The organism is Mucilaginibacter sp. KACC 22773, from assembly GCF_028736215.1.
Classification (GTDB): domain Bacteria; phylum Bacteroidota; class Bacteroidia; order Sphingobacteriales; family Sphingobacteriaceae; genus Mucilaginibacter.
In genome coordinates this window covers 3,956,621-3,982,657 of sequence record NZ_CP117883.1, presented here as the reverse complement: position 1 = coordinate 3,982,657, position 26,037 = coordinate 3,956,621, and the positions used below count along the sequence as shown (strand labels likewise).

The 26,037-nt window shown below is 43.9% G+C and carries 15 protein-coding genes; 14 read left to right on the top strand and 1 reads right to left on the bottom strand.

What is annotated here, in order from left to right; translation table 11 throughout:
* Window positions 1-45 precede the first annotated feature (45 nt).
* The 14 genes from PQ469_RS16395 (at window position 46) to PQ469_RS16330 (ending at window position 24,864) form a co-directional block, all read left to right on the top strand.
* Entirely contained in the window at window positions 46-264 is a 219-nt protein-coding gene (locus PQ469_RS16395; RefSeq protein ID WP_090652892.1) for a hypothetical protein, read from the top strand.
* On the top strand, window positions 246-632 hold the full coding sequence (locus tag PQ469_RS16390; protein WP_274208643.1) for a type II toxin-antitoxin system VapC family toxin: 387 nt from the start codon (window positions 246-248) through the stop codon (window positions 630-632). The genes PQ469_RS16395 and PQ469_RS16390 overlap by 19 nt, the downstream gene beginning before the upstream one ends.
* Window positions 633-667: 35 nt before the next feature.
* On the top strand, window positions 668-1,057 hold the full coding sequence (locus PQ469_RS16385; RefSeq protein WP_274208642.1) for a hypothetical protein: 390 nt from the start codon (window positions 668-670) through the stop codon (window positions 1,055-1,057).
* A 107-nt stretch (window positions 1,058-1,164) separates the two neighbouring features.
* Window positions 1,165-2,463: an aminotransferase class V-fold PLP-dependent enzyme gene (locus PQ469_RS16380; protein WP_274208641.1), complete on the top strand. Its 1,299-nt coding sequence runs from the start codon at window positions 1,165-1,167 to the stop codon at window positions 2,461-2,463.
* Between the two features lie 474 nt (window positions 2,464-2,937).
* Window positions 2,938-3,816 carry an AraC family transcriptional regulator gene (locus PQ469_RS16375; RefSeq protein WP_274208640.1) on the top strand — a complete coding sequence of 293 codons (879 nt, stop codon included), beginning with the start codon at window positions 2,938-2,940 and terminating at the stop codon, window positions 3,814-3,816.
* A 115-nt stretch (window positions 3,817-3,931) separates the two neighbouring features.
* Entirely contained in the window at window positions 3,932-8,086 is a 4,155-nt protein-coding gene (locus PQ469_RS16370; RefSeq protein WP_274208639.1) for a hybrid sensor histidine kinase/response regulator transcription factor, read from the top strand.
* A 51-nt stretch (window positions 8,087-8,137) separates the two neighbouring features.
* The gene (locus PQ469_RS16365) at window positions 8,138-9,100 is read left to right on the top strand and encodes a family 43 glycosylhydrolase (protein WP_274208638.1); all 963 of its coding nucleotides are present in this window, start codon (window positions 8,138-8,140) and stop codon (window positions 9,098-9,100) included.
* A 751-nt stretch (window positions 9,101-9,851) separates the two neighbouring features.
* On the top strand, window positions 9,852-13,073 hold the full coding sequence (locus PQ469_RS16360; protein WP_274208637.1) for a SusC/RagA family TonB-linked outer membrane protein: 3,222 nt from the start codon (window positions 9,852-9,854) through the stop codon (window positions 13,071-13,073).
* 23 nt (window positions 13,074-13,096) lie between these two features.
* Window positions 13,097-14,866: a RagB/SusD family nutrient uptake outer membrane protein gene (locus PQ469_RS16355; RefSeq protein ID WP_274208636.1), complete on the top strand. Its 1,770-nt coding sequence runs from the start codon at window positions 13,097-13,099 to the stop codon at window positions 14,864-14,866.
* Window positions 14,867-15,099: 233 nt separating this feature from the next.
* Entirely contained in the window at window positions 15,100-16,317 is a 1,218-nt protein-coding gene (locus PQ469_RS16350; RefSeq protein ID WP_274208635.1) for a multiheme c-type cytochrome, read from the top strand.
* 15 nt (window positions 16,318-16,332) lie between these two features.
* Window positions 16,333-19,905 carry a VCBS repeat-containing protein gene (locus tag PQ469_RS16345; protein WP_274208634.1) on the top strand — a complete coding sequence of 1,191 codons (3,573 nt, stop codon included), beginning with the start codon at window positions 16,333-16,335 and terminating at the stop codon, window positions 19,903-19,905.
* Between the two features lie 340 nt (window positions 19,906-20,245).
* On the top strand, window positions 20,246-22,081 hold the full coding sequence (locus PQ469_RS16340) for a 3-keto-disaccharide hydrolase (RefSeq protein WP_274208633.1): 1,836 nt from the start codon (window positions 20,246-20,248) through the stop codon (window positions 22,079-22,081).
* 12 nt (window positions 22,082-22,093) lie between these two features.
* Window positions 22,094-24,064 carry a c-type cytochrome gene (locus tag PQ469_RS16335; protein WP_274208632.1) on the top strand — a complete coding sequence of 657 codons (1,971 nt, stop codon included), beginning with the start codon at window positions 22,094-22,096 and terminating at the stop codon, window positions 24,062-24,064.
* 29 nt (window positions 24,065-24,093) lie between these two features.
* The gene (locus tag PQ469_RS16330; RefSeq protein WP_274208631.1) at window positions 24,094-24,864 is read left to right on the top strand and encodes a 3-keto-disaccharide hydrolase; all 771 of its coding nucleotides are present in this window, start codon (window positions 24,094-24,096) and stop codon (window positions 24,862-24,864) included.
* A 161-nt stretch (window positions 24,865-25,025) separates the two neighbouring features.
* On the opposite strand, the gene PQ469_RS16325 is transcribed toward PQ469_RS16330, so the two are convergent.
* Window positions 25,026-25,832, bottom strand: coding sequence for a phytanoyl-CoA dioxygenase family protein (locus PQ469_RS16325; protein ID WP_274208630.1), 807 nt, complete (start codon window positions 25,830-25,832; stop codon window positions 25,026-25,028).
* Window positions 25,833-26,037 lie beyond the last annotated feature (205 nt).

Here is a 26,037-nt window from a genome sequence, read left to right as displayed (position 1 = left end):
ATCTATGAGATAAGTTTTGTATATTTGGTAAAAGATAAACTAAAGATGGAAACGGTTTTGCTTCAGATAAATAACAATAAAGCTTACAAACTGATCGAAGATCTTGAGGCTTTACATATTGTTAAGGTTCTTGAGAAAAGTAGTAAGCCAAAACAAAAACTCTCCGAACGATTTGCCGGCTCACTCAATCTTTCTAAAGAGGAATATAACAACTTTCAAAACTCAATCGAACAAGGTAGAAACGAGTGGGAAAGGGATATTTAATAGATTCTAATGTGGTAATAGGGTATTTAGATAATAAATTACCTGAATCCGGCATGAAATTCATGCATGCAATAGTTGACGAAACTCCAAATATCTCAGTAGTTACTAAAATTGAAGTCCTTAGGTTTAATACGTCTGACGATGTTTATAAGACATTACACGATTTTGTTTCAGAAAGCATCGTTTTTGAAATTAATGATCAGGTTGTAGATAAAATGATAACCATATGTAAAGGCCAGCGCATTAAACTCCCTGATGCTATCATTGCAGCTACAGCCATCGTTGGTGATCTGACATTGATCACACGCAACACCTCTGATTTTAAAAATATTACAGATTTGGAGCTTTTAGATCCATGGAAGCAATAACTTTCATCCCTTGATAATATATGTAACTCAATTCAATGAAAACAACCGTACTCATATCCCGCTTGTTGCTTGGCTTTTTATACCTGGTGTTTGGCCTCGATTATTTCCTGCATTTTATACCGTACCAGCCATTACATACCGGTGCGGCGGGTGCTTTCATCGCCGGGTTAAAGGGTACCGGGTACTTTTATCCTATTCAAAAAGTGATACAGATAACAGGCGGCTTGTCGCTGCTCACTAACCGCTACGCGCCCTTTTCGGCGGTGGTGCTGTTCCCTATCAGTTTAAATGTGTTGTTGTTTCACACCTTCCTGGTGCCGTCAGGTTGGCTGATGGGCGTTTTTTTGGTGGCCCCAAACCTGCTTTTGGGCGTTGGGTACTGGAAGTACTATAAGACAATGTTTGTTGCAAAGGCGGTGGTGTAACAGCTTAGTTAATACATTTCATTAAATCGCTTCTAATCAGCAATCTCAGCAGCAAAAAACACGGGCCGATTGCTTGTTTGTATCCATCAAATACGCTAAATTCGTTCATGACTAATAATCGACGCAGTTTTATCAAACAGGCGGCCGTACTAACCGGCGCTTTTTCGGCTACAAGCTTGTTTAACCAGGCGCATGCCGCCGACTGGACATCAGCATTAAACAGGGTAAGCCGTTTAACGCCGCAAGAGGTAGCGCAGGACGAGGACTTTTGGGGCGTTATTCAGCGGTCGTACTCGGTGAGCGCCAATATCATCAATCTGAACAATGGCGGTGTGTCGCCATCGCCAATTGTGGTGCAGCAGGCTGTAGAGCGCTACAATCAGCTTACCAACGAAGGTCCGTCGTACTTTATGTGGCGCATCCTTGACCAGGGACGCGAGCCATTGCGCGAAAAACTTGCCTTGCTGGCCGGTACGCTGCCCGATGAAATTGCCATAAACCGTAACGCTACCGAGGCGTTAAATACCATCATCTTTGGCCTGCCCTTAAAAAGCGGCGATGAAGTGATTGGGGCAAGGTTAGATTATCCACACATGGTACAGGCTTATCGCCAGCGTGCCCTGCGCGAAGGCATAGTTTACAAACAACTCACATTCGACTTTCCGATTGAGAATGACGAGCAGATTGTAAAAGCTTACCAGGATGCCATCACCTCCAAAACAAAACTGATACACGTTACGCACATAGTGAACTACGTAGGCCAAATTATGCCCGTGCGCAAAATTTGCGATATGGCGCATGCCCGGGGTATCGAGGTAATTGTCGACGGAGCCCATTCCTTCGGGCTGCTCGATTTTAAGATTCCCGATTTAAATTGCGATTACTTTGGCACCAGTCTGCATAAATTCCTGTCGGCACCTATAGGTAGCGGCATGATGTGTATTAAAAAAGAAAAGATAAGTAAAGTAATGCCGCTTTTGTGCGATGATAACCCGCAGGGGCCTGATATCCGCAAGTTTGAAAACCTGGGCACCCGTAGCTTCCCGATAGAGCAGGGGATAGGCGAGGCCATCAACTTTCAGTTGGCTATTGGCAGCAAACGTAAGGAGGATCGCATCCGTTATCTTAAAAATTACTGGGCTACCAAAGTACAGCACCTGCCCAAAGTAAAGCTGCATACCTCGCTAAAACCCGAATACTCCTGCGCTATCTGCGGCATATCTATTGATGGCATGACTCCCGCGCAACTGGATGCCGCGTTGTTTAACCAGTATAAAATTCACCAGGTATCTATCGTGTTTGAAAACGTAAGCTGTGTGCGCATAACCCCGCACGTATACACTACCCTTGCCGACCTTGATAAGCTGGTAAAAGCAATTACAGAAATAGCCGGCAAAGCCACCTGATATTAGGTTAATCATGATAGTCCTTAGTCGAAAGTTTTAAGTTCTAAGTCGCTGTCTAAAATTAAAAATCAGGCCGCCGTTACGAGGTACATATCAGGATGATCCTGAAAAAAGCAGGGATGGCATGTTGGCTTTAGAGCCTCACAACAACCATGTCATTGCGAGCGAAGCAATCGCGAACTCTGCAAGTACACCCCGTATATTTCGCGATTGCTTCGTACCTCAATGACGGTAGTTTAGGACATTCGTTTAACTATATCCGTTAAGTCAAAAAGAATAATGTCCTTTTAACTCAATATTCAGTACTGCTCACTTGACCCCAACAATTGTTTGGGTACCAAAGGACGGAATAAAAAAATCCGGTTAACATTTGCTGTAGAAACTGTAACATTTGTGGCATTAAAAAAAAGGGCAATCGCATAGTTTTACGCCATAAACCGTAATTCCAGGTTGCCAATAATTTAAATGTATCAAATGCCGGTTCCTAATGTGATGCGCGAAACTACGTCCCTTAATATGGGCGATTGTTTTTCGATATTTTCGAAAGTAAAGGAGAAGTTTGATTTTCCTTTACATTACCACAACGAATATGAGTTAAACCTGATCATAAATGCCAAAGGCGCCAAACGCATTATTGGCGATAGTATAGAAACTATTGACGATATCGAGCTGGTGTTTATCGGCCCAAACGTTTACCACGGCTGGTTTACGGGCGAATGTACCAGCGAGGCCATTAATGAGGTTACCATTCAGTTTCATACTGATTTATTTGATGAAAAGTTTTTGCAACGTAACCAGTTGTTTTTTATCAAAAGCATGTTTGAAAACGCCCGGCGTGGCCTTGTTTTCTCGTATGAAACCACCCGCGATATCACCCGGCGTATATTAAACCTTAGCAATAAAGATGGCTTCAACTCGGTGGTGGAACTGCTTGCGATACTGCATACCCTATCTACATCCAAAAATATGCGGATGCTATCTGATCCTGGCTTTTCGGACGAAAAATTCAGGTATACCAACGGGCGTGTTGATAAGGTTTTTGATTATATGAAAACCAATTTCGACAAGCGTTTAACACTTGCCGAAGTAGCCACGGTTGCCAACATGCCCGAGGCCTCGTTTTGCCGGTTCCTGAAAAAAAATACCGGCAAATCGTTTATTGAAAGCCTTAACGATATCAGGCTGGGCAATGCATCCCGTATGCTCATAAACACCACGCACTCTATTGCCGAAATTGCCTATCAATGCGGCTTCAATAATATTTCAAACTTCAACCGGATTTTTAAGCGCAATAAGCTATGTGTCCCTAAAGAATTCAGGAAGGCATACACGCTTGGTGCCAGGGTAAGTTAATACCATTTTAATAATTAAATATATTGATGTTAATATAACACTTATTATGTAATTTTATAAATCCTATAAACCGGATTATTAAACCCCGCAATCGATTGTTGGTAATTGCTAAATAATGAGTTTTAAAGTTTATATAACATTTATATTTCTTGTTTTTACCCATCAGTGGCTATCTGGCCAAAGTCGCTTATATAAATTTTCGCGGTTAGATATTACCGATGGCTTATCTGATAATCACGTCAATTGTATTTTTAAAGACGAAAAAGGGTTCATGTGGTTTGGCACAAACTCGGGCCTGAGTAGGTATGACGGGTTTAAATTTAAGGTTTTTAAGCACGAGGCCGATAATCCTAATTCGCTAAGTGAAAGCTTTGTTTCGCGCATCAGCGAGGGGCCTGATAAAAAGCTGTGGATATTTACGCACAGCAACATTAGTATTTATGACCCCGCGACCGAAAATTTTGCTATTAACGTTGCCGATGAGCTTAGGCGTTATAAAATTATAACCAGTGATGTAACACTCATACGAAAGGATAAAGACGGCGGCTTTTGGTTTATTACTAAAAATAAGGGCGTGTACAGGTATAACCCGGCTGATGGTTCTACGTCGTTTTATTGCACATCATCCTTTTCAAAAACCATTTTGCATTCAGATGCCATAATGGATGTGGCGGTCACAAAAAACAATGCCGTTTGGTTAATTTACAGCGATGGTATTATCGACTTGTTAGATACCCGGTTAAATAAGATCATCAAGCGTTTTGATGGGCTGGCTAAGGCTAATTTGTATAAACTGGAATCGTACACGCTGGCAGTTGATAATAAAAGTAACCTGTGGATTTATTCGGCTGCGGGGCCTTTTGGCACCTACTGCTTTAATACCCAAAATTATTCGCTATTACACTTTAGTAAAGATACGCCCGATGGCCGGCTAAACTCCAACATTGTAAATACCGTAATACAGGGCGATGATAATAAAATATGGATAGGAACAGATCATGGCGGCATCAACGTACTTGATCCGGTAACGCATAAAGTAACCTACCTGGTAAATAAAGAGGATGACCCGCAATCTATCAGCGGTAACAGTGTTTTCTTATACCGGGACGATGCGGGCATTGTTTGGGCGGGTACTTTTAAGCAGGGCATAAGTTATTACCACAAGGCTATTATGCAATTTCCGGTTTACAGGCATTTATTAACAGATAAAAACAGCCTGCCCTATGAGGATATTAATGCTTTTGCCGAAGAACGGAACGGTAATTTATGGATAGGTACAAATGGAGGTGGCCTTATTAATTTTAACCCGGAGACAAAAAAATATACCCAGTTCAAGCACGATGCTGCAGATCCTAATAGTTTATCAATCGATATTATCATAAGTTTATACGTTGATCATGAAAATAAACTTTGGATAGGCACCTATTTTGGTGGGCTGGATTGTTTTGACGGTAAAAAGTTTACCCATTACCGCCACAGCGATAAAGATAAAACCACCATTACCGACGACCGGGTTTATACCATAATTGAAGATGCTGCCCGGAATTTATGGGTAGGAACCTTTGCAGGCGGATTGAATGTGCTTGACCGTAAAAGCAATACTTTCCGCCATCCCGAGTATAAAATGGTATCTGATTATACCGCTTTTTTTTACAGGGACAGGCAGCAAAATATTTGGATAGGCCGCGATAAAGGCGTTGATGTGATAGAGAGCAAAACAAACCGGGTGCGGCATTACTATTATCAGCCTAAAAAACCAAACAGCCTTGCCGGCAGCGATGTAAATGTAATTACCCAGGATAGCCGCGGATTAATGTGGATTGGCACAAAAAGTGGTTTAAGCATACTTAATACCCAAACCAACACATTTTTAAATGTAGATAAAGGCATGGGTTGGCCGGTAAACAATGTGTCGAACATTTTGGAAGATAACCAGGGCCGGATGTGGGTAAGTACAACCAATGGTCTTTCAAACATCAGCTTAACGGCGGCAGGCGGTCAATATAAATTCCAGGTTGATAATTATAACGAGGCAGATGGCTTACAGGCCCGTGATTTTAATTTATATGCCGCAACAAAGCTGAGGAACGGGCAAATGGCATTCGGCGGCGCACATGGGTTTAATTTATTTGCCCCGGCAGTAATAAACACCCTTAAACCCAATCCCAAACTGGTATTTACTGATTTTAGGTTGTTTAACAAAAGCGTAGCCGCCGGCGATTCGGTAAAGGGCAGGGCTGTGCTAAACAAAGCCATAGCAGAAACAGAATGGGTAACCCTTAACCATAATGAAAATGTATTTGATATAGAGTTTGCTGCCAACGAGTATTTTTACCCCAATAAAATAAGTTACCAGTATACCCTTGAAGGCTTTGATAAAGGCTGGATCACGTTCCCGGCCAACAGCCACAGTGTTACCTACACCAATCTTGACGGTGGCGATTATACTTTTAAAGTAAGGGAATTAAATACAGCTAAAGAGATCTCGCTAAAAATTACGGTTCAGCCGCCTTTTTGGAAAACACCAATAGCATACATTGCTTACATGCTGCTTGCACTTGGGCTGTTGTTTTACATCAGGCATCGCGGTATAACCAAACTGGAGCGGCAATTTGAATTTAAACAGGCCGAGATAGAGGCTGAAAGAAAACTTGCCAGCCAGCGCGAAGAAGCGCAGCGCATGCACCAGCTTGATTTAATGAAGATTAAATTCTTCGTTAACATCAGCCACGAGTTTCGTACGCCATTATCATTAATCTTATCGCCAATTGATGACCTTATCAAGGTATCTGATAACCCCGATCAGCAGCACCATTTAACCATGATTAAGCGCAATAGCAAGCGCTTGCTTAACCTGGTTAACCAGTTGATAGATTTCAGGAAAATGGAGCATAATGAATTAAAGCTTTCTTTAAACAAGGGTGATATTATTCAATTTATAAAAGAAGTTTCCTCGTCATTTACCGATGTGGCCCATCAAAAAAAGATTCAATACCTGTTTGAGAGTGAGTTACATTCATTTATAACCAAATTTGACCAGGATAAAATAGAAAGGATCCTGTTTAACCTGTTGTCAAACGCGTTTAAGTTTACACCGACAGGCGGCAGCATCAGCGTAATTTTAAATACCCCGCAGGTTGCTAATTTACCGGCCGATAAAAGGATGCTCGAAATCAGGGTAATTGATACAGGTATCGGGATCTCGAAAGAAAATCAGGAGATGATTTTTGAACGGTTTTTCCAGGATGATATCCCCGAAAGCCTTTTAAACCAGGGCAGCGGAATTGGTTTATCAATTACCAAAGAGTTTATAAAAATACATGGAGGAACTATCAGGCTGGAAAGCGAACCCGAATACGGCAGCTGCTTTATTGTAAGCATACCATTTGAAGGTAAAACCGAGAAACTGACGCTTGCGCCGGCAATACAGGAAAACAACACCCTGCCGACTTTAAAAAACACCGAAGGCATACAGGGTTCAAATAAAAAACCAACAGTTTTGTTGATTGAAGACGATGACGATATGCGTTTTTACTTGAAAGAGAACCTAAAAGATCATTTCCACATTATTGAGGCCGTAAATGGTAAAGAGGGCTGGCAGAAAGCGCTGGCCCTGCACCCCAAATTAATAGTGAGCGATGTAACCATGCCCGAAATGAATGGTTTTGAATTGTCACGAAAACTAAAGGGAGATAGCCGTACATCGCATATCCCCGTTATATTGCTAACCGCTATGGCTGGCGAAGACGACCAACTGGTGGGCTTGGAATGTGGGGCTAATGACTATATTGTTAAGCCATTCAATTCCGGAATCCTGCTGTCCAAAATCAATAATTTATTGCTGATGCAGCAAACGTTTAAAGAAACCTATCAAAAGCAGGTTGATATTCAATCGCAGGATGTGGTGGTGGTATCTGAAGACGAAAAATTCCTGAAAAACGCGCTCGATTTTATCGAGCAGAATATTACCAAACCCAATTTCTCGGTAGAAGAGTTGGCCAGGCACCTGGCGCTGAGCAGGGTATCCCTTTACCGTAAATTATTAAACCTTACCGGTAAAACGCCGGTTGATTGTATCCGCACCATCCGTTTGCAACGGGCAGTACAGTTGCTGGAGAAAAGCAAGCTAAGTATTGCCAATGTGGCTTATGAAGTGGGCTTTAACAATGCCGCTTATTTTGCAAAGGTGTTTAAAGAAGAGTTTGGCATGCTGCCATCTGAATATATTGCCGAGCTGAAGAATAAGGAGCATGAAGATATTTTAGCTTAACCAATAACACAATTGATACCGGTAATTGATAAAATTGTTAATTTGCGCATCATGAGGATATTTAAAACCCCGTTCCTGGTAACATTATTTTTTAGCTTTTTGCTGGCAGCCGGTGCGCAAACAAAAGCTGTAAATAACCCGGTTGTTAAAGGCTATTACGCCGATCCTACTATAATTAAAGATAACGGCCTTTTTTATATCTACGCCACCATTGATCCCTGGGGAGGCAACGAGTTGGGTGTTTTGGTGACCAAAGATTTTGTGACCTTTAAAACGGAACATATTAACTGGCCAACTAAACAAGCCTGTACAAGCCCAACGTCCAATAATTCTATGGTATGGGCGCCGTCTATCCGGAAGGCAGCCAATGGCAAGTATTACCTGTACGTAGCAGTCGGCAGCGAGTTGTGGGTGGGGGTAAGCAGCCACCCGCTTGGCCCGTGGAAAAATGCGAAAGCCGACAATACACCCCTGGTTGCAGGCAATAAATACCCGGGCGTTCATAATATCGATCCGGATTGCTTTATTGACCAGGATGGGCAGGCCTATTTATACTGGGGATCGGGCTTTAAATGGGTAAACGGCCATTGTATGGCGGTAAAGCTTAAAAAAGACATGGTCACTTTTGATGGCGAACCAAAGGATATTACGCCGCCCCATTATTTTGAAGCCCCGCATATGGTTAAGCGCGGCGGCTTGTATTACCTGATGTATTCATACGGTAAAGCAATTGATGCCACCTACCAGGTACGCTATTCGGTAAGTAAAACACCCTTTGGTCCATGGACAGAAGGTGAGTACGACCCTATACTGGCAACCACACCAGATAGCACAACAGTTGGGCCCGGCCATCACACGGTGTTTCAGCAAAACGGTCAATACTATATTTTATACCACCGCATCCATCCCCAAAATAAAGAATATGTATTGCGCGAGCTTTGTTTAGATAGCCTGAATTTTGACAAGCAAGGCAATATTTTAAAAATTAAACCCTCGAAGTTGAGCCGTTTTTAAGTCTTGAGTTGGAAGTTCTGAGTTGGAAGTCTTAAGAAGCTATTTGAATAATTTAAACTACCGTCAGTGGGAGTAACCAACAGGTAAAACCTAAAAAAATGGGGATGACGCTGGCTTATGCATATAATTGGAGTGTCACCCTGTCGAAGGGGCGCGCGGAGAGGCCTTTGCCCGCTATGCTTCGACAGGGTTACACATGACATGTTGTTAATACCCCTTTGTCATTCTGAACGGAGTGAAGAATCTGTTAACCGACATGCCTCGCCGACGGAAAAGTTCGCGAATAGATCCTTCACTACGTTCAGGATGACAGTTCTCTTATTGTTGTATGTGATTCCCCCCTTCAGAATTTCACGAAATTTTACCACTCAGCATGACAGCCTTTTCTAATAGTCATTCTACATCTGGCAGCTTAGCCCCCCACTATACGGTCTGACCTCCCCGAAATCAACACTTATCTCACAATCTGTCTTTACTGCAAATTACAGCTATAACGCCTGTATCAAAAGTTGTATCGGTTTGGTGCTTATGGTATTTTTTTGACCATTAATACTCAGTATTCTGTTTATATATTTGATAATCAATGTGTTAAATGTGTGTAACATTTGTTGTATCAATTTAAACATAAGTAGTACAATCGATTGTGCGGGTTGTATAGTTTTGGTATCAAGGTTCGGTGAATTTTTGCCGACATGAAAAAAGCTGAACCGCTTCGATCGCAAACCAATTTTCAAAATCTAATAATTAATGTATGAGAGGAAAACTACACATCAAAAAGTTTGTGGCTTTAATCTGGATCAACTTAGCACTTATGCTGGTAAGTATGTCTGGATATGCACAAAGCAAAATTACCGGTAAGGTAACCGGAGCCGATGACGGGCTGCCAATACCGGGCGTTACCGTTAAAGTAAAAGGCGGCGCAGCCGTAACAAGTACCAATACCGAAGGTACTTATTCAATTACAGCAGGCAGCAATGCTACATTAATATTCAGCTTCATTGGTTACACAAGCCAGGAGGCGGTAGTTGGCGGTAACACAACAGTAAACGTAAAATTATCTCCCGAAAATAAAGCGCTTAATGAGGTAGTTGTTGTGGGTTACGGTAGTGCCAAACGCAGCGATGTTACCGGTGCAATTAGTTCCGTTAACGCTGCAACTATCGCAAAAGTACCCGTTACATCGTTAGACCAGGCTTTACAAGGCCGTGCGGCTGGTGTACAGGTTACTAATAACGATGCTTCGCCGGGTAGTAACATTACGGTGTTAATACGTGGTACAGGTAGCTTGGCCAGTGGCGGTAACACACCGTTATATGTGGTAGACGGTTATCCTATAAATGCAGGTGGCATCAACAACATCAACCCAAGCGATATCGCATCTATAGATGTACTGAAAGATGCTTCGGCAACAGCTATTTACGGTGTTAGGGCAGCCAATGGCGTGGTTATGGTAACCACCAAAAAAGGTAAAAAAGATGGCGGCGCGCAGGTTGAGTTTAACGCTTACAACGCGTTTCAAAGCAAACCTAAACAATACGATTTGCTAAATGCCCAACAGTTTGCCACCCTGGCCAACGATGTAGCAGCCAATGACCCCAACAAACACTTTACAACATTGGCCAATTGGGCCAGCCCATCGTCGTTAACCAATGCCGATTGGCAAAATGCTATTTACCGTAGCGGTTTAACCCAAAATTATGATTTGGCTATACGTGGTGGTAACGAAAAAGTACAATCATCAACATCTATAGGTTATTATGATCAAAAGGGTATTGTGCTTGGCTCTTACTTCAAAAGGATCACCGTAGGTGAAAATTTAGATTATCAGCCAACAAAATGGCTTAAATCTGCAACCAGTGCCAAATACTCTTACCAAAATTTAAATAACCCATTCGGTACCGGTAATTTAGGTAATATAAACCAGTTGCCACCAACACTTGATGGCGGTAATAAATTAACCAGCCAGATTAAGGATGCTAATGGCAACTACGGTTTTTTTAACCCTATTTATACTTATGTGGCCAAAAATAACAACCCTATCTACTCAATCGAGACCAATAAGTATAAAAATATAAACAACTACTTTTTGGTTAACTCATCATTAGAAGCTACTATTTTTGATGGCCTTAAATTTAAAACCAACGGCGGTATTACTTATACCGGTTACAACGGTTCTTATTTCCAGCCTTCAGATAGCCGTAAAATTGATCAGTATGGCGCTGCTGCCGGTGCATCGGGTACAGCTTTATATTCGCAGCATATCAACAGCACTTTTGACTGGTTGTGGGAAAATTACCTGTCGTACGACAAAACATTCGGTTCGCATACCATCAACTTTGTAGCTGGTGTTTCTCAACAGGAAAGCGATTACAATAGTTTAGGTGGTAGTGTTACACCGCCAAACAACACTATTAAAAGCTTAAGTCAGGGTACCAACCTTATATTGGATGCTAATACCAATGGTGCTGTTAACAACGGCGAAGTAAAACGTTCTTACGCTTCGCAGTTTGCGAGGTTGGCATACAACTACGCCAGTAAGTATTATTTAACCGGTACGGTTAGAAGAGACGGTTCATCGCAGTTTGCGCCAGGCCATCAGTATGGTACTTTTTATTCAGGTGCTGTAAACTGGAATGTAAAAAAGGAATCTTTTCTTACAAACGTTAACTGGCTTTCGGGTTTAAAATTCAGAGGAAGCTATGGCGAGTTGGGTAACCAGCACGGCATAGGCGACTTTACCTACCAATCGTTATATTCTGCAGGCGCTTCTGCAACAGCCAGTGGTAACCTTGGTTATGCTTTCGGTAAAGTAGGTGGTTCTAACGGAACTTACCAGGCAGGTGTGGCTTCAATCCAACCAGAAAATGATAACATCAGGTGGGAAACTGACTACGTGACCGATATCGGTATGGACGCGTCGTTTTTAAATGGCGAATTGAGCCTTACCGTTGATTATTTTAACAGAAGATCAAAAGACTTCCTGTTAAACATTGCAGCATCACCACAAACAGGTTATACATCTTTACCTTCAAACGTAGGTTCGATGGTAAATAAAGGCTGGGAGTTTGCAGTAAATTATAACCACGCAGTAAACAGCGATGTACACATTGATTTAGGTTTAACGCTTTCATTCATTAAAAACAAACTTACAGGCTTATATTCTGGTACTAATGCAATCTCCAATTTTGGTGGCCTTGGATTAACAGGCGATGGCTGGAGTGAATTTACCAGGACTTATATAGGCCAGCCAATTGGCGAGTTTTATGGATACAAAGCAATCGGGATTATCCAGAACCAGGCTCAATTAACCGCTTTAAACGCAGCTGCACAAGCAAAAGGTAATGACTTTTATTACAAAGCTACTACCGGTGTAGGCGATAGGTTATATGCCGATGTTGATGGCAGTGGTAAAGTAACAGCCGATGATAGGGTAGCCCTTGGCAGTCCGCAGCCTAAATTTTTTGGCGGGTTTAACCTTGGTGGGTCTTACAAATCGTGGGATTTTAACGCTTACTTCTACGGAGTTTACGGCAACAAGATCCTGAACTACCAGGAAAGTAACCTGGAAAGCTTTGCGCAAAGAGGATCGGTAAGTATCGAAAACGTGAGCACACAGTATTATAATAACTACTGGACTCCTTCACGTCCGTCAAACCGGTATGCTGCGGTACATTATGATGATACCGATTACGGTAACCTTTTGCCATCAAGCGCCTGGATTGAAAATGGTAGTTTCCTGAAATTGAAAACCGTTACAGTTGGATACTCGTTACCCCAGGATTTGGTTAAGAAACTTACCTTATCAAAAATAAGGGTATATGTTTCGTCTCAAAACCTGTTCACCATTACCAAATACACTGGTCTTGATCCCGAAATTGGCACTCAAAACGCCAACCCAACCCAAAACGGTGTTGACAATGGTACTTATCCATCATCAAGGTTTTACACTATCGGCTTAAACGTAGTATTCTAACCAAGGACAAAAAAATTAATGATATGAAAATCAATAAAAAATATTTCACTATAGCGGCCTTGTGTGGGGCTATGCTGATCCCGCTCAGCTGTAAAAAGAATTTCTTAACACAAACCAATACTACAGCATCAAATGCCGATGCAACCTTCGAAAAATCGCAGGATGTAGTAGCGTTGGTAAACAGTATTTATGATGGTTACCAAAACAGCGATTTGCTGAAAAAATCAATCTGGTACTATGCCAATTTTACAACGCATGACTGGTTTAATGATGGTGGCGATATTGCCTGGAACAACTATACCATCAGCCCGACTTTTGGCGCATTGTATACCTTTTGGCAAAATGCTTATTTTGACATCATCAGGGCAAACTCTGCGTTAGAGATTATTGCTACCGCAAAAACAAAAGGTGTAGTTACCGCAGAATTGGGTAACCGCTTATTAGGCGAAGCTTACTTTTTACGGGGCATGAGCTATTATTACCTGGCAGGTAGCTTTGGCGGCGTACCGTTGGAGTTAAAGGCATCAACCAATGGTTTAACACCGAGAAACACACAAGCCGAAGTATTTGCGCAGGTTGTAGCCGATATGAAACAGGCTGAAACCCTGCTACAATCAAAAACGGTATTGCCTGCGACTGAAAAGGGCAGGGCCACCAAAGGTGCGGCTTATGCTTATGAAGGTTCGGCGCAAATGTGGTTAGGTAAATATGCTGAAGCTTTGGCCGCGTTTAACAATACTGAATTGACAGCCAATTACCATTTATTGCCAAAATTTATTGATGTACATGAATTTAGCAATCAAAATAACGACGAGTCGTTATTTGAAATTCAGTTTGATATCCAGGGCTCACAAAGCTGGGATGGCGGCTGGCAAAATGGTGGCGAAGTTGCTTGGATTGATGACTTTAGCTGGCCACATGAGTTAAGCGGTTTTGGTTATGATTATGGTAACCCAGGTTTAGAATACTCCTACCAGGCCGGCGATTTGCGTAAAAATGCAACCATCATTGGCCCCGGCGATCAAAACATCAGCCCTGGCATTATTGCCAAGTGGGGTGGTATAAAAGGCTACCAGGTGGTAATTGATGGTTTCAAAAACGGAACAAAAGATAACTCGGCTCAAAAGTATGGATCATTTGTTGGCGATGACGGCAACATCATTAATACCTGCGGTGCCTTAAGGCAGCCATGGTATGGCGATGACCTTACCCGTTCTGGCTTCTATTGCGCAAAAAAATGGCGCGATCCAAACCTTACAGGCGCCAATGGTTCATCAACCATATTTGGTTCACAAAACCAGATCCTGATGCGATATGCCGAAGTGTTATTGTCAAGAGCAGAGTGTAAGGTACGTACCGGCGATATTAACGGTGCCAAGGCTGACTTGAAATTAGTTAGAGACAGAGCTTTTGGCGGATCTGCGCCGGCGGCTATGCAGGATGGTTTTGTAGTAAAAGATCCAAGTGATCCAACCAAATACATAGTTCAGTTTAACGATGTAACCGACCCGTTGCAAATGGTATTAAGCGAGTACAGGCACGAATTGACCGGCGAGTATTCCTTATTTTACTTACTGCGCAGGGCAGGTCCGGGTGTAGCTGCTTCGTTTATTCAAAAAAACTACGGTACCGATGCTACAGTAACCCCGCAGCCTTATCCTTACGGCCCAACTGCCGATGGAAAACTGCATGGAGTTTGGCGCACATCGTTACCTGCAAACCACGATATATTGCCTATACCGCAAACCGCTATAGGGCTTAACCCTAACCTGAAACAAAACCCAGGTTATTAATAAGGGTTATGATGAATGAACTGAGTTTAGTTATATAATTGGTTACTTGCTTTGGCTTTCTCCTTCGGGAGAAAGCCTTTTTAAATTCGGCCCAACCCAAACCCTCCCCGGTAGGGAGGGCTTTTAAAAGGAGTGAAGTTAAGTCTTCCTGTAAACGGCTTAGAGTTTAAAAAAAATAGATTTTAAAAGTCTCCCCTACCGGGGGAGATTTAGAGGGGGCCGGGCTCGCTGTCATGAAAAAAACACTAATAGTAACAAGCATATTAATTACACTACTGGTAGTTATCTACTTCCAGTTTAGGGGTAATAATGCCTATGCCGATCCCCGCGGCCCTTTATACGCCGGTTCAAAAGCCTGTGCTAAATGTCATGGTAAGCTTTATGACTCATACTTGCATACTGCACATTATATAGCGTCAATCCCTGCATCGGCAAATACGGTACACGGCAGCTTTGCAGCAGGCTTTAACGTCTTTAACATCAGCCAAAATCAAAAAATATTGATGGAGAAACGCGATAGCGGCTTATACCAAACCCTTTACCAGGATGGCAAGGTTAAGCAAAGCAACCGATTTGATATTGTTTTTGGCGGGGTAAAAGGCGAAAGCTATTTATACTGGCAAAACAACCAGCTTTACCAGCTGCCATTATCTTATTATAATAAACAGGAGCAATGGTCAACCAGTCCAGGCTATCAATTTAATTTTGTCAACTTCAGGTCGATAGGTAAGCGTTGCCTGGAATGCCATGTATCATATGTTGATGAGCTGCCCCAGGAAAACCAGCAGTTAAGCCGCGATGAGCAATTTGATAAAAGCACCATGGTATATGGTATTGATTGCGAACGCTGCCACGGTCCCGGTGCACAGCACGTCGATTTTCAGGCTAACAACCCCGGTGTTAAAACAGCAAAATTTATAGCCCGTTACGCAAATTTAAGCAGGGAGCAAAGGATGGATATGTGCGCGGTATGCCATTCGGGTATCCATACGGCATTGTTAAAAACAACATTCGGTTTTATGCCCGGCGATACCTTTGCCAAATATAAACTTCCCGAATTTCAGCGCACGTTGGATACCAGTCATTTAGATGTGCATGGCAAGCAGTTGCAGCTATTACAAAGCAGTAAATGCTACATGAACAGTACCATGGATTGCGCAACCTGCCATGATACGCACCAAAATACGCGCGGCAATGATATTTTATATACCCAAAAATGCCTCAGCTGCCATAACAAACCCAATCATGTTTATTGCAAAATGACGGATAAATTGAGCGCCGGTATGCTTAAAGATAAATGCATCAGCTGCCACATGCCCGAATTAACTACCAATGTAATATCTGTGCAAACCGCCGATAAAGCCCCGCCTGTAAGGTTTTTTGTGCACACCCATCATATAGCCGTATATCCGCAGGAGGTTAAAAAGATAATGGCATTTGTTAACAAATAATTGAATATCCCCCATATGAATAAGATCCATTTCCCGGTGCTGCTTTTATTGTCGATATGCTTGTTTTCCTGCAAAAAGCATACGTTGTTTCAGCAAATTTCTTCATCGCATTCGGGCATTCATTTTAATAACCAGATTATCGAAACCGATACCATTAACCCCATCGACCTCACCAATATTTACAACGGTGGCGGCGTTGGCGTTGGCGATTTTAATAATGATGGCCTACAGGACCTGTACTTTACCGGCAACCTGGTGTCAAACCGGCTTTATCTGAATAAAGGAGATTTTAAATTCGAAGATATTACTGATGTGGCCGGCGTAAACGGTATGGGCCGCTGGGGCAGGGGCGTTGCCGTTGTTGATATCAATAACGATGGCCTGATGGATATTTATATATGTAATACCATTTACCCCGATTCGTTGCGCCGTAAAAATATTTTATACATCAACCAGGGGCTTGATAAGGATGGCATCCCTCATTTTAAGGATGAAGCCAAAGCCTATGGCCTGGAGCTGACCAAACAATCAACCATGGCCAGCTTTTTTGATTACGATAACGATGGCGACCTGGACATGTACCTCACGGTTAATACCGCGTCATCGGCCTATTACCCCAACGTTTTTGGCAAAGCCACCCGTACCAGCAACAGCAGTACCGGCCAACTGTACCGTAACGATTGGGACGAAAAGCTGCACCACGCCGTTTTTCATAATGTATCGGCACAGGCCGGCATCAATTTGGATGGCTTTGGCCATGCAGCCACTACGGTTGATATTAACGGCGACGGCTGGAAAGATATTTATGTATCTGATGATTTTGTATCAAGCAATATCCTGTACATCAATAACCACGATGGTACTTTTACAGACAAGTCCAAAGAGTATTTTAAACATACATCTTACAACGCCATGGGGCAGGATATTGTGGATATTAACAACGATGGCCTGGCCGATGTGATAGAGCTGGACATGAACCCGGAGGATAACTATCGTAAAAAAATGATCCTGGGTGCCAACAGTTACCAAACCTTCCAGCTTTTTGACATGTTTAAAACGCAGTATCAATACGTGCGCAATACACTACAGGTTAACCAGGGGCCGCGTTTGGGGCAAAACGGGGCCATTGGCAGCCCGGCCTTCAGCGAAGTAGGTTTCATGAGCGGCCTATCCCAAACCGACTGGAGCTGGACACCCCTGGTAACCGATTTTAACAACGATGGCTTCCGCGATGTAATTGTAACCAACGGTTTCCCCAAGGATGTATCCGACCGTGATTTTATGACCTACCGCAGCCAGGCTTACGCAGCCGTGCCGAAGAAAAAAGTGCTGGAGCAAATCCCCCAGATCAAGATCCCCAATTATGCTTTTCAAAACAATGGTGATCTTACTTTCCATGATGTAAGCAAAGGCTGGGGACTTAACACACCATCGTTTTCAAATGGTGCAGTTTACGTCGACCTGGATAATGATGGCACTATGGATATGGTGGTGAACAATATCAACGATGAAGCATCGGTATACCGTAACACCTCAAGGGATGATAAAACGAAATCAGACAGCAGCCATTACCTGCAGATAGCCTTTAAAGGCGACAAAAATAATATCAACGGACTGGGTGCACTGGCCGAAATTTTTTATGATAAAGGCAAGCACCAGGTTTATGAACATGATCCTTACCGGGGATACCTGTCATCAGTGCAGGCCATAGCCCATTTTGGTTTAGGTAAAATTAACAAGGTAGATTCCGTAGTTATAAAATGGCCGGGTGGCAAAAAACAGGTGTTACGGGATGTAAAGACTGATGAAAAGCTAAGCGTAAACGTTGCAGATGCTAAAGGCGATTATTCATCGATATTGCCTAAGTTTTACACCAAATCGCTGTTTAAAGAGGTAACTGACTCCCTGGGAATAGGTTATGTAAGCAAGGATGCCACCTTCATCGATTTTAATATCCAAAAACTGCTACCCCATAAACTATCAGAATACTGCCCGGCTTTGGCCGTTGGCGATGTAGATAATAACGGGTTAGACGACGTGGTGATCGGCGGTAACTCCAACTTTCCCGCTCAGGTATTTTTGCAACAGGCCAATGGCAAATTCATCCAGCGCGACCTGGTTAAAAATAATCCGGCACAAGGCCAGGGTAAATACAAAGATGGCGGCTTGCTTTTGTTCGACGCCAATGGCGATGGCAAGCTGGATTTATACGCGGCCGGCGCCGGGTACGAAACGGCAGCCAACAGCCCCGAGTACCAGGACAGGCTTTATTTAAACGACGGAAAGGGCAATTTTACTTTAGCCACCGATGCTTTGCCAACAAACTTTACCAGCAAACTGTGCGTACGCGCCTGCGATTATAATAAAGATGGCAAGCTCGATCTGTTCGTATCAGGCAGGGTTGAGCCGTGGAAATACCCGCAGCCGGTATCAAGCATTATTTTAAGGAATGATAGTCAAAACGGGCACATCAAATTTACCGATGTTACCGCCCAGGTTGCCCCGGCATTAAAAAATGCAGGCCTCATTTGCGATGCCTTATTCAGCGATTTTGACAACGACGGCTGGCCCGACCTGATCATGGCCGGCGAATGGATGCCTATTAGTTTCCTGAAAAATGACCATGGTAAATTTGTGAACATCACCGCTAAATCGGGCGTTGCAGACAAATTGGGCATGTGGAACACCATAACCGGCGGCGATTTCAGGCATACCGGTCGTACCGATTACATAGTAGGCAACCTTGGCCAAAACAGCCTGCTGCAGGCCAGCGACCAATACCCGATTTACATCACCGCAAAAAACTTTGATGGCAGCGGATACAGCACCGTCCCATCCGTGTTTTTCCCGGATGTAAATGGCGAAAAGAAAGAGTTTCCATTGCATGGGAGGGAAGACCAGCTGAAACAAATGATCAGCCTGAAAAAGAAATATACCAACTATAAATCATTTGCCACCGCCACCCTACAGGATATGCTAACGCCCGAGCAGCTAAACGGTGCTTTAAGGCTTAAAGCCAACCTGCTTAAATCATGTTACCTGCGCAACGATGGAGGCGGCAAATTTACCCTGATACCTTTACCTATCCAGGCCCAGGTATCCATACTCAACGGCATGCAAACCGGCGATTTTGACGGCGATGGCAACCTGGATGTAGTGATGAATGGAAACGATTATGGCAGCGATGCATCCATAGGGCGCTACGATGCCCTGAATGGTTTGATGTTGAAAGGCGATGGCAAAGGCGGTTTCAAACCGATGAGTATTTTGCAAAGCGGTATTTACATTCCCGGCAACGGCAAAGCCTTGGTGCAGTTACGCGATAAAAGCAACCACATTCTGCTGGCTGCCAGTCAAAACAGGGATAGCCTGAAAGTTTTTAAACAAAATACAAAGGTTAAAACCATGGCGGTACAGGAGCGTGATGCTTATGCTATTATTAAATATAACAATGGCCGGGTAACCAAGCAGGAGTTTTACTACGGCAGCTCCTTCCTGTCGCAATCTGCAAGGTTTATACAAGTTGATGATGGGATGAAGAGTGTGGTTGTTTTTGATGATAAGGGGAATAGGAGGGTGATGAAATAGTGGGGAAATTGTTTGCTGTAAAGAATTTTAAAGTGAAGAAGGAATAAAAGAGAGCAGGGGGATGTGCGATTCCTTCCTTGGGGAAGGAGGAGGTAGGGGTTAAATCAGGCGTTCAAGTCGTCTTTTGCCGGTCGCTCGAATAAACCCCTCCCTGCCTTTGCCCGCATTTCCATCGCGCCCCTCCCGAGGGAGGGATTTGAAAAATAAGGTTTTAGGTTGCGGTGTTTTGTATCAAACAACTTATTCAAATAATTCCGCAATCGATTGTATAATTTATTAAATTGCACCCTACAAGGGTTAACCGCCTTTACTAAATAAACCAAGTTATAATTCAAATAAAATGTATTCTATTAAGTATCATTCTGTAAAATCCGGCGGTAAAAAGCTTGCCATGTTGTTGGGCTGCCTGTTGGGTTGCCATCAGTTGATGGCACAAAGCACAGTGCCCTTAACCGATCTTTCGGCCTTCCAGGAGCCATCCTCCAACTGGAAACTGGCCGCCGGTGCACAATCCGACCTGGATAAAGACGAAATTTTAACCACCAAAGATGGCACCGGCATATTGGTTAACCTGCCCGGCAAACAGGGTGCGAAAGACCTTTATACCAGAGCCTCCTACGGCGATATGGATCTGGAGCTGGATTATATGATGGCCAAAGGCTCAAACTCGGGCATCTATTTACAGGGCCGGTACGAAATTCAGCTGCTGGATAGCTGGGGTAAAATTAGTCCCCAATCGGGCGACAACGGCGGTATTTATGAACGTTGGGACGATAGCAAGCCCGATGGCCAGCAGGGCTATGATGGCCACGCGCCAAGGCAAAATGCCAGCAGGGCGCCCGGCTTATGGCAGCACATGCGTATCTCGTTCCAGGCACCACGTTTTGATGCACAGGGTAAAAAAATCGCGAATGCCAAAGTAATTTACGTTTGGTTAAACGGTGTTTTGATACAGGATAATGCAGAATTGGCAGGCCCAACCCGCGGCGCGATGGACAGCAAGGAAACAACTGCTGGTCCGCTGCGCATCCAGGGCGATCATGGCGCGGTAGCCTTCAGGAATATCAGTATTACCAGTTTTGATAAAGCGCCACCTGTTTTATCTAACCTGAAATATGCGGTTTATAAAGGCGCAGCCACCGCAACAAATGATGCTAAGGTTAAGGCGGTTGCCGAAGGAAATTCGACCATATTATCATCAAACGTAGGTAAACTAACTAACGATTTTGTGATCCACTACACAGGAACCATAAAGATTGCCAAGGCCGGGCAGTATACTTTTAAGCTAAGTGTGCCGGGGGGTAAAGGTTCCTTAAAGATAGGCGGCAATGATGCCATAGCGTCGGCCAATAACCGCGGCGATGGCAAAATTCAATTGCAGCCCGGCGATCAGGCTTTTGATCTGTATTATTCCAAAACTGCCGATTGGGCCAAGCCTGCTTTAGGCTTAACCGTTTCGGGGCCCGGCATCCGCGAATATCTGCTGACTGATGCCAACGTAAGTAATAACGATCCGGTTGATCCTATTCTTATTAATGCCACATCAAATACGATTTTGCGCAGCTTTTCTGATCTGCCGGGCGGCATCCGCGTTACCCATGGCGTAAATGTGGGGAGTGCCGAACAGGTACATTACACCTACGACCTGGATAAAGGGATGATAGTACAGATCTGGCGCGGCGGCTTTTTAGATGCCACCCCCATGTGGCACGATAGGGGCGATGGCTCATCGCGTGTAGCTGGTTCGGTACAATACCTGGGCAAACCGGTACCGGGAATCGAAAAATTGACTGGTCCGCAGTTAGCCTGGACGGCAGATACCGTCGGCACAGGTTACCGGCCTAAAGGATATGTTTTAAATGCGGATGACAGGCCAACGTTCAGATACATCATTTACGGATCAATGGTAAATGATGCCAGTACCGTGATAGAAGGTGGTCACGGTATTCACCGCGAAATTACTTTGCAAAACCCGGTTGATGGCTTGTTTGCGCACCTGGCAACCGGCAACAATATTGAGGATGCAGGTAACGGATTATATATCGTTGACGATAAATCTTACTATATTAAAGTAGAAGATGCAGCTGGGGCCAAACCTATTCTTAGGGATGCAGGCGGTAAACAAGAGCTCATTATTCCCATCAAAGGAAAATTAACCTTTTCAATTATCTTTTAAGCAGCCGTCATCATGAAATACACATTAAAACAAATGATAAACAGGGCCGGCTTATTTACTACACTGATAGTTGGCGCGCTGTTATGTAATACGCAATACACGTTCGCCCAAGCCGAATCGCCTAAGGAGGATGATTTTTTCAAGATCATGAAAGTACCAGCACCCGAAGGTACTATACTGGAAGTTGGCGGTTTATGCACCCTGCCTAATGGAACTTTGGCGGTAACCACCCGCAGGGGCGATATTTTTATGGTAGAGAACCCCACCGGCCAGCATCCGTATTTCAGGAAATTTGCATCGGGTCTGCACGAGGTTTTGGGAGCGGCCTGGAAAGATGGCGCTTTATACGTAGTACAACGCGGAGAACTGACCAAGCTACAGGATACCAATATGGATGGCAAGGCCGATGTATTTGAAACCATTTACGCCTGGCCATTATCGGGCAATTACCACGAATATAGTTTCGGACCAAAACTGGCGCCCGATGGCTCTTTTTTTGTTACGCTTAACCTGGGTTTTCCGGACGATTGGTGGCATCCGAGGAGCTTTGTGCCATACCGCGGCTGGGCTTTAAATATTAAAGAGGATGGTACGGTTACCCCATGGGCCGCGGGTTTCCGCTCGCCATGTGGCATCAGTATGATTGATGGCGAATTGTGGTACAGCGATAACCAAGGCGACTGGGTAGGGTCGGGCAGTATCATGAAGATAGAAAAAGGCGCATTCATGGGCCACCCCTCAAGCCTGGTGTGGACTAATTTGCCAAATTCGCCATTGAAGTTAACGCCAGAGCAGTTCTTCGCCAAAAACAACCCCAGGATTGAGTTTGATAAAGACGGGCAGCCTTTTAAACCACAGGATATCGTTAACGAAAAATTCAGGACAGAGTTTGAAGTGAAAAAGGAAATTCCGGAACTAACCTTGCCAACCGTTTGGTTACCTCACGGGATATTAGGTATCTCCAATTCCGAAATAGTAAAGATCCCCGAAGATGCTTTTGGCCCCTTTGCCGGTCAGCTATTAGTTTGCGACCAGGGCCAGAGTATGGTCGACAGGATCTTTTTAGAAAAAGTTAACGGCCAATACCAGGGCGCTGCATGGGCATTCCGTAGCGGCTTTCAATCGGGCATCGTGCGGTTGGCCTGGTTACCTGATGGTTCATTAGCCGCCGGCGAAACTAACCGTGGCTGGGGATCAGCAGGTGAGGCCACCATGGGCCTGCAACGTTTGGTGTGGAACAATAAGGTGCCGTTTGAGATGCGCGCCATCCGTGCCATGCCCGATGGTTTCGAGATTGAATTTACCAAACCGGTTGATAAAAAAGTAGCGGAAGATATTGCTTCTTACTCGGTAGAAAGCTACATCTACAAATACCAGGCGGTATATGGCAGTCCGCCGGTGAATACCGAAAAATGCCCTATTGTAGGTGTTAAGGTATCGGAAGATGGCATGAAGGCCAGGTTAATTGTAAACAACCTGCGCCGGTATTACATCCACACCATCACATTGGATGGCATGCGCGATAAGGAGAATTACTTTAATCTTGTTCATCCAACGGCTTATTACACCCTCAACAACATCCCCGAAGGGCAAAAGCTTTCGATGGTGGGGGTGAGTACCCTGAATTCGACCAAAACGGTAAAAACTGTGGCAACTGCAGGTGCTAAAAAGGGAGCTTTAGCTATAGGTGCTGGTGCAAAAGCTTTGGCTATGGCCAACGCCGTACCTACGTATGACGAGGTAAAACCGCTGTTACTAAAAAATACCTGTTTATCATGCCATAACGCCAATAAGCGCCAGGTTGGTCCGGCCTATGTTGACGTGGCCAAGAAGAAGTACAGCGTGAACGAATTAATACAACTGATTCACAACCCCAAACCGGAGCACTGGCCCGATTATTCGACACCGATGCCACCAATGCCGCAGGTGCCTAAAGAAGAGGCCCGGAAAATAGCACTCTGGATTAAATCACTGGCTAAATAATTTATTAAAACAGATCATCAATAGTAAAAATGAAAAACGTTATCATATTATCAGCTTTATTAGCTGTTTCGGCAATAGCTGCAAACGCGCAGCAAAAAGGAAAACCAGAAGATACAGAATACTGGACACCGGTACCAGTTGTAGTAACACCCGGCCAAAAAATGGGCGAAGCACCATCTGATGCCATCGTTTTGTTCGACGGCAAAAACCTGGACGAGTGGGTAGATTTAAACGATTCCACATCAACCCACAAATGGACAGTTGCCGACAATATTATAACTGTTGATAAAAGCGTAGGGGATATCCGCACCAAACGCAAATTCATGGATTTTCAATTGCATATTGAGTACCGCATTCCATCCAACATTACCGGCACAAGCCAGGCACGTGGTAACAGCGGTATTTTCCTGGCGGCCTTGCCATGGGGTGCAGGTGGCTACGAGTTACAGGTATTGGACAATTACAAAAACCCAACCTATGTAAACGGCCAGGCCGGCAGTATGTACAAACAATCGCCGCCTTTGGTAAACGCTTGCCGCAAACCCGGTGAATGGCAGTATTATGATGTAATTTGGACAGCCCCCCGGTTTAATGAGGATGGCACCTTAAAATCGGCAGCCCACGCTACGGTTTTGCATAACGGTGTGCTTGTACAAAACAATACTATCCTTAAAGGAGATACCCCTTACATAGGTCAGCCCGAATACCGTAAACATGGCGCCGAGCCCATTAAGTTACAGGCCCATGGCGATAAAAGCGAACCTATCAGCTATCGCAATATCTGGGTAAGGGAGCTTTAAAAAGCAGCAGGAGTAAATAGTTCAGGGTGTTTGCTATTAGTTGATGGTACTACGTACATAAACTTTAGCAAGCACCTTGTTGTTTATGAAGTTTTTAAATACGGCAATCTTTCCTGTGCGGATAAGGTAACCGGTGAGTAAGGCTATCAGCATAATTTAATTTATTTAACAATTCCTGCAAAACGTTGATAAAACGCGGTAGGGCTATCAGCATTTTTTGGTTCGAATTTGCCCGCTATGATGGGTATGTATATTACCCTGCGCCTGCTTGCTTCGCCAGTTATGGTTGATTGTGCCACACGGTGCCATAAGCGGCCATCGTGTATGGTCAGGTCGCCGGCATTTGGTGTAATTGCTACCTCATTTTCATCAGTATCATGATCAAGGAAATACTTTTTACGGAAAAGCATCTGGTAAAGGTTTTGCCTGTGGGTGCCGGGCAAAATGCGTAATCCGCCGTTTTCGGCTTTTAATGTGCTCAGGTGGATACCTACATTCAGCATCGGGTTTAAACGCTGCCCATGAAATATATCGCGCAAGCCATCGGTATGCCAGCCCATTTTGGTAAAGCTGCTTTCGGGGCCATTTACGTAATGGTTAAAAACCATTCCGTCTTTTTCTTCAGTTCCCAGCCTTGCACCATCGCCAATAAGGTTTAACAATACCTGGAACCTTGGGTCATGCGTAAATTCATTGAGCACGGCATGGTGTTGGTTAATGAACGCGAAGCGTTGTACAATTGGCGAGCCATCCAAATCCTTGCCATATTTAACAGGGACGCCGTTTATCTTTTCTACTTTATTATCTATCCATTGCTGCTGTACCTGTTCAGATGCTTTGATGATATCGGCCACGGTTTCGGGCTTAATGAAATTGGTAAAATGGATAAAACCGTGCTGGTTAAAAAAAGCATGTTGTTCGGCCGTAATAGTTGTGCCTAAGGTGAATTTTTGATATACCGCTGCCATAAAATGGGTAGTTAAAATAATCGATAATTAATGTTGAAAATGGATAAAAGCGCTACGCAACTTTTAAATGGGGGGGCCTTGGGCCGGTGATAATTAACAACAACAGCTACACATCACCCTTTTTGCAAAGGGCATTCGCATGGGGGATGCAAAGAATATATGTTGTGTTTTGTTCAATGTATATAATGTCTATGTATTTTATAGA

Bases quoted from the DNA above. Each gene is read 5' to 3' on its own strand.
- PQ469_RS16395 (WP_090652892.1), top strand. From the start codon at position 46: ATGGAAACGGTTTTGCTTCAGATAAATAACAATAAAGCTTACAAACTG.
- PQ469_RS16385 (WP_274208642.1), top strand. From the start codon at position 668: ATGAAAACAACCGTACTCATATCCCGCTTGTTGCTTGGCTTTTTATAC.
- PQ469_RS16380 (WP_274208641.1), top strand. From the start codon at position 1,165: ATGACTAATAATCGACGCAGTTTTATCAAACAGGCGGCCGTACTAACC.
- PQ469_RS16375 (WP_274208640.1), top strand. From the start codon at position 2,938: ATGCCGGTTCCTAATGTGATGCGCGAAACTACGTCCCTTAATATGGGC.
- PQ469_RS16370 (WP_274208639.1), top strand. From the start codon at position 3,932: ATGAGTTTTAAAGTTTATATAACATTTATATTTCTTGTTTTTACCCAT.
- PQ469_RS16365 (WP_274208638.1), top strand. From the start codon at position 8,138: ATGAGGATATTTAAAACCCCGTTCCTGGTAACATTATTTTTTAGCTTT.
- PQ469_RS16360 (WP_274208637.1), top strand. From the start codon at position 9,852: ATGAGAGGAAAACTACACATCAAAAAGTTTGTGGCTTTAATCTGGATC.
- PQ469_RS16355 (WP_274208636.1), top strand. From the start codon at position 13,097: ATGAAAATCAATAAAAAATATTTCACTATAGCGGCCTTGTGTGGGGCT.
- PQ469_RS16350 (WP_274208635.1), top strand. From the start codon at position 15,100: ATGAAAAAAACACTAATAGTAACAAGCATATTAATTACACTACTGGTA.
- PQ469_RS16345 (WP_274208634.1), top strand. From the start codon at position 16,333: ATGAATAAGATCCATTTCCCGGTGCTGCTTTTATTGTCGATATGCTTG.
- PQ469_RS16340 (WP_274208633.1), top strand. From the start codon at position 20,246: ATGTATTCTATTAAGTATCATTCTGTAAAATCCGGCGGTAAAAAGCTT.
- PQ469_RS16335 (WP_274208632.1), top strand. From the start codon at position 22,094: ATGAAATACACATTAAAACAAATGATAAACAGGGCCGGCTTATTTACT.
- PQ469_RS16330 (WP_274208631.1), top strand. From the start codon at position 24,094: ATGAAAAACGTTATCATATTATCAGCTTTATTAGCTGTTTCGGCAATA.
- PQ469_RS16325 (WP_274208630.1), bottom strand. From the start codon at position 25,832: ATGGCAGCGGTATATCAAAAATTCACCTTAGGCACAACTATTACGGCC.